The sequence below is a fragment of the Acinetobacter sp. P37 genome (genome assembly GCF_057480965.1).
On record NZ_JBLIYY010000036.1, the window covers coordinates 1 to 7431 of the forward strand.

Genomic DNA, 7431 nt, shown 5'->3' on the forward strand with positions numbered 1-7431 from the left:
CTAAAATTAACATAATACACCTTATACGAAATGCTTTTGATTTCCTTATTTAAATCATAGTCTTATCGTATGTAAAAAAGCCCAACTCAGCTCAGTTGGGCTTTTTTCGTGAATCTTACCGTTCCACGCCTACTATTTAATCAATGTTCCACACTTTTAATTAGCTCAGTTGAATAATCAGGATGCCTGGTCTTTTCCTTTTTGGCGTTCATCCAGCTCTTTTTTCAGCGCCTTTTTATCCTGGTACGATGCGATCAGCATGATCGGGATCAACAGCGGGGCCACAATAATGCCTAGGGCAATGTCTTTCAGTTTCGGCATGATCTTTCTCCCTTAGTCATTATCAAAAACAGCATTCAGCACACGGCCAAATAAGCCACGTTTTTTGTGTTGTGGCACTGCCACATTTTGCAACGTGGCATGCTGTAGCGTTTGGGTGTGGTATGCCGTAGTTTCTTGCTGTGGCACTGCCACATTTTCTGCAATATTTAATTCATTATTCTTTTTATTATCATTGTCTTGTTGTGTTGTCGCATGCTGTGGCATATCTGTGTCGCATGCCGTAGCATCTTGTTGTGGTGCTGCTGTGACAGGTGCAACACTTTTCAGCTCAATGAGTGTTTGCATACGGTCAATTTGTTGCATTAACCGTTCTTCACGTTCTTGGTATTTTTTGACTTCATTTTCTAAATGAGCAATAAGTTTTTTTGTAGATTCATCACCTTCTTGCTTAGATGATTCAATTTTTTGAGATGTTTGCTCAGGTTCTCCAAAGCATCGGATGACCTCTGCTAGATCGAATTGTCCATCACTGGAGCGTGATAAACGTCCATTACGTACAGCTCTGTAAATGGTTGATCTATCCACATGAAATTTTTTAGATACTTCACTTAGTGATAACTTAGCCATTTACGGTGTCCTTTTTATTTGATGGCATGTATCCCACTTTTTTTAGGTATGGGTATAGTTCTTTTATTCGGTCAGGGTCTTGCAGCATCTCAGCAATACGAATAGCAAATTGCGGATAGCTTTCAGTTCCCTGGGAATAACGACCCATTTCAGGAAGATCAGAAAGTTTATTGGCAAACATATGGCGTTGTGCATCAGTCATCTTTGTAAAGAAATCTAAAGTATTAGGATCTCTATCTACTAGAGGTGGAGAGTCCTTTTTTTTCTGTTTAAAGTTAAACGAAAAACCAGATATTGAGCGACCCCGTTTATGCTGCTCATACTTTACACAAATATCTGTATGTTCATTTATCTGCTTAATTGAAAGTTCTAGCACACGTTCTTTTAAGTGAGCCATCCGTAAATATTCATTATCAAGAACACCTAATTTTTTTCTGAACTCTTGTAGCTCGATAATTGGTGTTTTACCAGCACTTCGCCATTGAATTAGAAGCTCATATAAACGAATAGCATAAGCACTACTAAGACTACTGACTTGTTGTAGTTCATATTTCGTAAATTGCTCTTCTAACCTGGTGATGAATGGAACGACAGCTGGAGCAAATATTAGGTCTACAGTCGCTTCATTGTCGTTATAAGCAATCTGAGAAACCCAGCGACTCATAACATTTCTGATATTCCCATTAGCCTTTTTTTCTTGATAACTAAACTGACGTGCAAAAAGATCTTTACAAGCATCTTTTAGAGCTTGATAGGCTGTATTGCGGTGTACGCCAAATTGATTGATATAACTATCAGCATGAACTTCTAATGGATCATTCGCATTAATACCTCTACCACTTTCACGTGCTTCAACAATGGCTAATAGTATTAAACGTTGTTCTACTAAATCTAAGTTATAGCTAGCATTTATTAAGGCATTATCTTTTACAACTAAATCTCTCATAGCCACTAATTTTTTATTGTGTATAAGTACACGTTAATATTATTTGTGGACTTATGCAAGGTAAACGTAGTCATATTGCAAGGTAAACGTGGACATATTGCAAGGTAAACGTGGACATATTGCAAGGTAAACGTGGACATATATCCTTTGAAAGTGTTGTAAATAAAGGCTTTCAGCATGTCTAAAAGCATTTAAAAACTTTAAAAATAATTAAAAGCCCAGGTAAGGAAAAATTGCCCTTGGTTTTCGCTACGCTCAAACTCTATTGAATCTCGCTTTCGCTCGATTCGTCGGGGCAATTTTTGGTTGATCTCGTTGTGACTTCAATAAAAAGCAAAAGCACGATGAATTCGCTTCGCTCATAAAGCTTTTTTACTCGCTACGCTCGATCTAGGCTCAATTTTCTGCATGTGATTTACGCTTATTTAGGCTTCACAGCCTAAAAAGCTGTTTTTCAGAGGGTCTAAGCGCGAATTTCAGCGATTTCACTCGTAGACACTCGTTCTGTACCTTCCTATGTGAATTTGAGCTTAAATCGCAAATGAGTGCATTTAAAAGCTAAGTTTTATAGTGATTAGATAAAATCTTTACCTTTTGTATGAGGGTCATAAGAAAAAGCAGGTTTTTTAGTCTTCAATTTTTCTGTATTTCTTTCTGCATTCGTCATTTTCATTTTTTCATTAGAAGTAGGGACCATATCCTGGGACTCTAATTTTTCTATTTTATGTAAATGTACCTTTTTTTCACTCATTCCCATTTTATTCAAATTTCGCAAAACTGAACTGTAAGAAATATTGTTCGCTAGCTCAGGTAAATCAGCGTGGATTTCCTTAATTGTATAACCAGCTTCTAGCCGTTTTTCTATTTCAGGTAATACAGAGATGATGAATTTTTTAGCGCCATGCCTGGTAACCATAATAACTTCCTCTTTCCTTAATTTATGCAATTATGTGCAACTATATGCAATTAAGAGCTTTTATATGATTTTATATGATTTTATATGATTTTATATGAAATTATCTGCAACTATAAGCTTTTAAATGGTTTTTATTCATTTTGATGTGCAATTATATGCGTTTATGTGCAATTGCAATTTTCGTGATATTGGCAAGATGTGTAATGTTGGTCAACATGCTTGCATTTTGACACCCATTACTCCTGCTTATTCGCTTTTCAAGCTCAACGTGGAATCTTGTCCTGCGGAGCTTTTGGCATAGCCAAATGACAATGGAAATGATGAAAATGAATGAAAAGAAAAAGCCAAAACGGATACGCCAAAAGATCATTAAAGTGGTCGTAACTGATGAAGAAAAAAAGCAGATTGAAGCAAATGCTGCTCAGGCTAATTTATCGGTTTCTCAATATGCACGTGATTTGGGTTTAAGCTATCAGCCCAAAAGTTTGATAGATGTTCAATCGTTTCAGGAAATTCGTAGCATAAAGGAGGATTTCAACAAGATTGGTGGTTTGTTGAAAAATCTTATGAGTGGTGAGGTTACTGATCCGAAAGAGATCCAAACAAAATTAAATGGCTTACTGTTGGACTTATCCAAAAATCAAAATTTGCTTGATCAGCTACTGACTAAAGTAAGATCCAAGATCAAGTTTTAAAAAAAGTGTATGGTCTGTTGCCTTGTATAGTGGCGTTAGCCGCCACTGCGTATAAGAGATTTTATGTTAAATAAAAAAAGCAGCCTTTAATGCTACTTTTTTCTTTTAGAAACTAGAAACCTTTTTGTCATCAAACAAACTTAGTTGCTCTTCTGTACTCAAATAGTTTTCTAATTTTTGCACTAAATGCCACATAACTACAGGTGGAATTGCATTCCCAATCTGACGATAAGCATCTCCCTGAGATCCTACAAAGTTGAAGCTATCAGGAAAAGATTGGATCCTAGCAGCCTCTCTTGGTGAAAATCTTCTGTAAAGCTCTTTTTCAGGATCTACAAGTAGAACAGGGTCGCGAGAGTTCAAACTAACTTTAGCTAAATGACTAGTAATAGTGAGACACTGTTCATTAAGATCTTGTGCTAAAGCCCGTTTCATATTGGGTTTTGCTTTTTTTACACCTTCTACTGCTCTTTGAGAGAAGAAGTATTTCTCATCCTCAGGCCATAAACTGTCAATTACATCTTTGAGTTTTGACTTCGGTTTTAGCCCTTCACCATGAGTAGAATCAGGGAATTCAAATTTTTGTGCTAAATCATTTCTGATGCCAACAATAAAAATACGTTCCCTTTTTTGGGGAACCCCGAAGTCACTAGAATTGATGAGTTTATGGCTAATTGTATAACCAATCGACTCAAACTGTTTACAAGCTAAATCAAAGTAATATCCCTGTTTTAAACGATAGAATCCCTTAACATTTTCTGCAATAAATGCTTTTGGCTTCGTTTCTTCAATAATTCTAGCCATTTCCCAAAACAGCTGAGATTCTTTCTTTTCAGGCTGTTTACTTGGATTTACTGTTGAAAATGGCTGACATGGGAATCCACCTACAACTACATCGACTTGCCCTTGAAGATGACTAAGAGTAAGTTGGTTAATATCAATAACTTCGGCTTTATGTGAAAAGTTTGCGTTATATGTATTTACTGCTTTTTCATTAAAATCTGAAGCATGAATAACTCTAAAATTTTGTTTTTTATATCTTTTATTTAAGTAGCTAAAGCCACCAAGAATGCCTTGGTCAGCACCACCACAGCCACAGAATAAAGATACAACGTTAAACATCTTGGAATGAGCCTGAATGATTGGAGAAGGAGAGGCGGTATGTTAGAGGAATGGCAGAAATAGTTCCATCTGAATAGTGTTTGTATGGATTTTGAATGCGGAATAATTGGACACCACTATTATGGAATATGACCCGATAAACATAAAAGTTATCTTGATGTTGCTCTGCAGCGATCCATTCATTCTTAGTAACATTAATTATATCTTCAGCGAAATTTTCTGGCATAGGAGTTGTCCTGCGAGTTGCTTTCACTTCAATGTATTTTTCTCTAGTTTCTTCATAAGAGAATGACTCAATATCAAATCCAATTCCACGTAAATGAGCTTTGTTTTGAACTTTATGTTCTAGGAAGTAAGGTTTTAGCAAATTCTTCTCATATTCGAAAACGAAAGCCTCTCCAGCATCTCCAAGGTCTTTTGTATTAACAAAGCTTCGAGTAATACTTGGATCTATATTAGGAATATGAGAAAGGCCTGATGTTAAAATTTCAGATACATTACTATTAAGTAGTTGAGGTGGGACATCAGATATTTTAGATATAAAGAAATCCCATGAAATTTGTAAAGCTTTATAATTTTCAACTTTATTTAGATCCTCGTAAGAATAGAAATCAAAATCTGGATCTTTTAAAGCTAAATCAATCATAAACTCAATAAAATCTCCCTCATTCAAATTAATTTTATATGAGGTTCCAGAAAGGGTGATGATATTAGCCAATTGTAAAAGAGTGAGTTGCTCTTTTACATGTTGATATAAATAAGATGATGCTTTGTTATTAGGATTTGGAATTTCTCTTAATATGTTTGAACCAAGATCTATTTGAATCTGTTCTACTACTTGTTCAGGGGTGGCCTGCCTAGTTAGCACTGACTTTGAATTAAGAACATAATAGCCAATTTGCTTTACATTTAAAAAAATACCTAGGTCATCACATTGTTTTAAGACCGCTATGAGGAAGCATAGTTGTCGTATATTAATACCGAGGTTGATTTGCTCAAATACAGTGTACTTAGCGTTCATACCTGAAGGAAATTGCATCTTTAAACATAAATCTTTGAAGAAAGCAGGTTGATCATTGTCTTCTAAGAGTTTTAAAGTGCGTTCAGAAATATGTACTACCTTTTGAGCATCAATGTAATACATACCGAATAGTTTCCCTGCTATCTCAGTCCTGTGATTATCTAAAGTTTTTTTAGTAGTTTCTTCACCTAAGAGATTGGCTAATTCTTGGTTAAAGAATTTATCAAAATTTTCTTTAGAAGTAGGACATATCTTGGAAATAACAGAAGTATAGTAAGGCAATAAATTGTCTAATTCTGCTTGAGCTTTCCCACGAATAATTGCACAACGAAATTGATCGGTATGTATGTAAGTCATAGTAATTTATAAATAATTTCTGCAATTTTTTGTGCTAACAATGGTGGCACAGCATTACCTACCTGTCTATATTGACTAGTACGGTTTCCAACAAAGATAAAATCATCAGGGAATGACTGAATACGAGCACATTCTCTTACTGTTGGAACTCGATTAGCTTTGTAATGAAAATGATGGTTATGACCAGCATCAATCGTAAAACAAGGTTTTTTACTGTTCATACGAGTCCATGCAATATTTACTTTTCGAGTTAAACGTAACTCTTCTGGTAAATCCTTATAATTACCCCCATCTGGTACTAAGGCAATAATATTTTTGGTTTGCTCTTTATGATCAACTGCTTGATGATTATAAAGTTGATGGCTTTTAGTACGCATTAAACTCTGATAATCATTTAAAGGCGGACATAGATACTCTTCAATTTCTGAACCTAAATTTTCTTCTAGCAGTGGTAGATCTGATAGAGCGTCACCTGTTGTAATTGGCGAACTAATTTTTACAGCTTCTAATTCATGGATAGGAAACATACCTTCTTTTAAACCAATGAAAAAAGCACGTTTCCTACTTTGGGGAACACCAAAATCAGCAGCATTTAATTTTAGAACGCAAACGTCATATCCCAACTGATTTAAGCCAGCAACAATTTGGTTAGCAAAATCACCTTTGTTCATACTTAGAATATTAGGGACATTTTCTATAACAACAGCTTTTGGCGAGTATTTTTCAACTAACTTTAAGTAACTAATGAACAATGTGTTTCTAGGATCATTAACATCTCGTTTTCCTGCTATTGAAAAACCCTGACAAGGTGGACCTCCTAACATTACATCAATATCCTGAATTTCAGTAAAAGCAGGATTATCAATATCAGAAAGATCAATATTATAGGTTTTAGAACCTATGAAGTTCTTGGCAAAAGTTTCAAGAGCAGGAGCATTGTTATCTATGGCAGCAACAGTATGAAATCCTGCTTTATGAAAACCTAGTGATAAGCCACCAGCACCAGAAAATAAATCTAAAGTACGTAAAGACTTCAAATTAAGACCTTTAGAAATAGAAAATCAGAAGGGATGATAGCGAAAGAAACAGGTTCTTGCCTGAAATTTTATGCAAAAAAAGGTACTCTAATCTCGTAATTTATAGGTCAGATTGTTTTATGAACAAAATCAAAATCGTTAAAGGATATGAGTGTTATCCTAAAGATAGAAAAGATCAGCTTCAAAATTTTATTGCGACTATCAACGCAAAAGGTGAAATTATTTCTCTTGAGCTAGAATCAGGAGTCATTCTTGAAAGTACAGGGAAACAGCAGAAATGGCAGAATCCAAATAATCAGAAGATGTACATCATAAATGGTTAAGTTTTCCTAAAATTAACATAATACACCTTATACGAAATGCTTTTGATTTCCTTATTTAAATCATAGTCTTATCGTATGTAAAAAAGCCCAACTCAGCTCAGTTGG

At 35.1% G+C, this 7431-nt stretch carries 9 protein-coding genes; 2 read left to right on the plus strand and 7 right to left on the minus strand.

Going from position 1 to position 7431, the window contains the following annotated elements; genetic code table 11:
- Positions 1 to 177: 177 nt before the first annotated feature.
- The 4 genes from AC25JC_RS17115 to AC25JC_RS17130 form a co-directional block, all read right to left on the minus strand.
- Positions 178 to 321: a hypothetical protein gene (locus AC25JC_RS17115; protein ID WP_180053084.1), complete on the minus strand. Its 144-nt coding sequence runs from the start codon at positions 319 to 321 to the stop codon at positions 178 to 180.
- A 12-nt stretch (positions 322 to 333) separates the two neighbouring features.
- Complete coding sequence (locus AC25JC_RS17120; protein ID WP_179994517.1) at positions 334 to 909, minus strand: plasmid replication DNA-binding protein; 576 nt, start codon at positions 907 to 909, stop codon at positions 334 to 336.
- Positions 902 to 1855 carry a replication initiation protein RepM gene (gene repM / locus AC25JC_RS17125; protein ID WP_486924505.1) on the minus strand — a complete coding sequence of 318 codons (954 nt, stop codon included), beginning with the start codon at positions 1853 to 1855 and terminating at the stop codon, positions 902 to 904. Before repM ends, AC25JC_RS17120 begins: the two co-directional genes overlap by 8 nt.
- Before the next feature lie 574 nt (positions 1856 to 2429).
- Positions 2430 to 2771: a hypothetical protein gene (locus AC25JC_RS17130; protein WP_005108704.1), complete on the minus strand. Its 342-nt coding sequence runs from the start codon at positions 2769 to 2771 to the stop codon at positions 2430 to 2432.
- 326 nt (positions 2772 to 3097) lie between these two features.
- Here AC25JC_RS17130 and AC25JC_RS17135 point away from each other — a divergent pair, with 326 nt between their 5' ends.
- Entirely contained in the window at positions 3098 to 3466 is a 369-nt protein-coding gene (locus AC25JC_RS17135; protein WP_179991841.1) for a plasmid mobilization protein, read from the plus strand.
- A gap of 105 nt (positions 3467 to 3571) precedes the next feature.
- Here AC25JC_RS17135 and AC25JC_RS17140 read toward each other — a convergent pair whose 3' ends face one another.
- Genes AC25JC_RS17140 through AC25JC_RS17150 form a run of 3 tightly spaced genes read right to left on the minus strand, consistent with a single transcriptional unit; the run spans position 3572 to position 7003 of the window.
- A complete protein-coding gene (locus tag AC25JC_RS17140; protein ID WP_486924506.1) occupies positions 3572 to 4588 on the minus strand; it encodes a DNA cytosine methyltransferase in 1017 nt (338 codons plus the stop codon).
- Positions 4581 to 5966, minus strand: a complete 1386-nt coding sequence (locus AC25JC_RS17145; protein WP_486924507.1) for a protein NO VEIN domain-containing protein — start codon at positions 5964 to 5966, stop codon at positions 4581 to 4583. The genes AC25JC_RS17140 and AC25JC_RS17145 overlap by 8 nt, the downstream gene beginning before the upstream one ends.
- Positions 5963 to 7003 (minus strand): DNA cytosine methyltransferase, encoded by a 1041-nt coding sequence (locus AC25JC_RS17150; RefSeq protein ID WP_486924508.1) that lies wholly within the window; start codon positions 7001 to 7003, stop codon positions 5963 to 5965. The genes AC25JC_RS17145 and AC25JC_RS17150 overlap by 4 nt, the downstream gene beginning before the upstream one ends.
- 119 nt (positions 7004 to 7122) lie before the next feature.
- Here AC25JC_RS17150 and AC25JC_RS17155 point away from each other — a divergent pair, with 119 nt between their 5' ends.
- Complete coding sequence (locus tag AC25JC_RS17155; protein ID WP_372536269.1) at positions 7123 to 7326, plus strand: hypothetical protein; 204 nt, start codon at positions 7123 to 7125, stop codon at positions 7324 to 7326.
- Positions 7327 to 7431 lie beyond the last annotated feature (105 nt).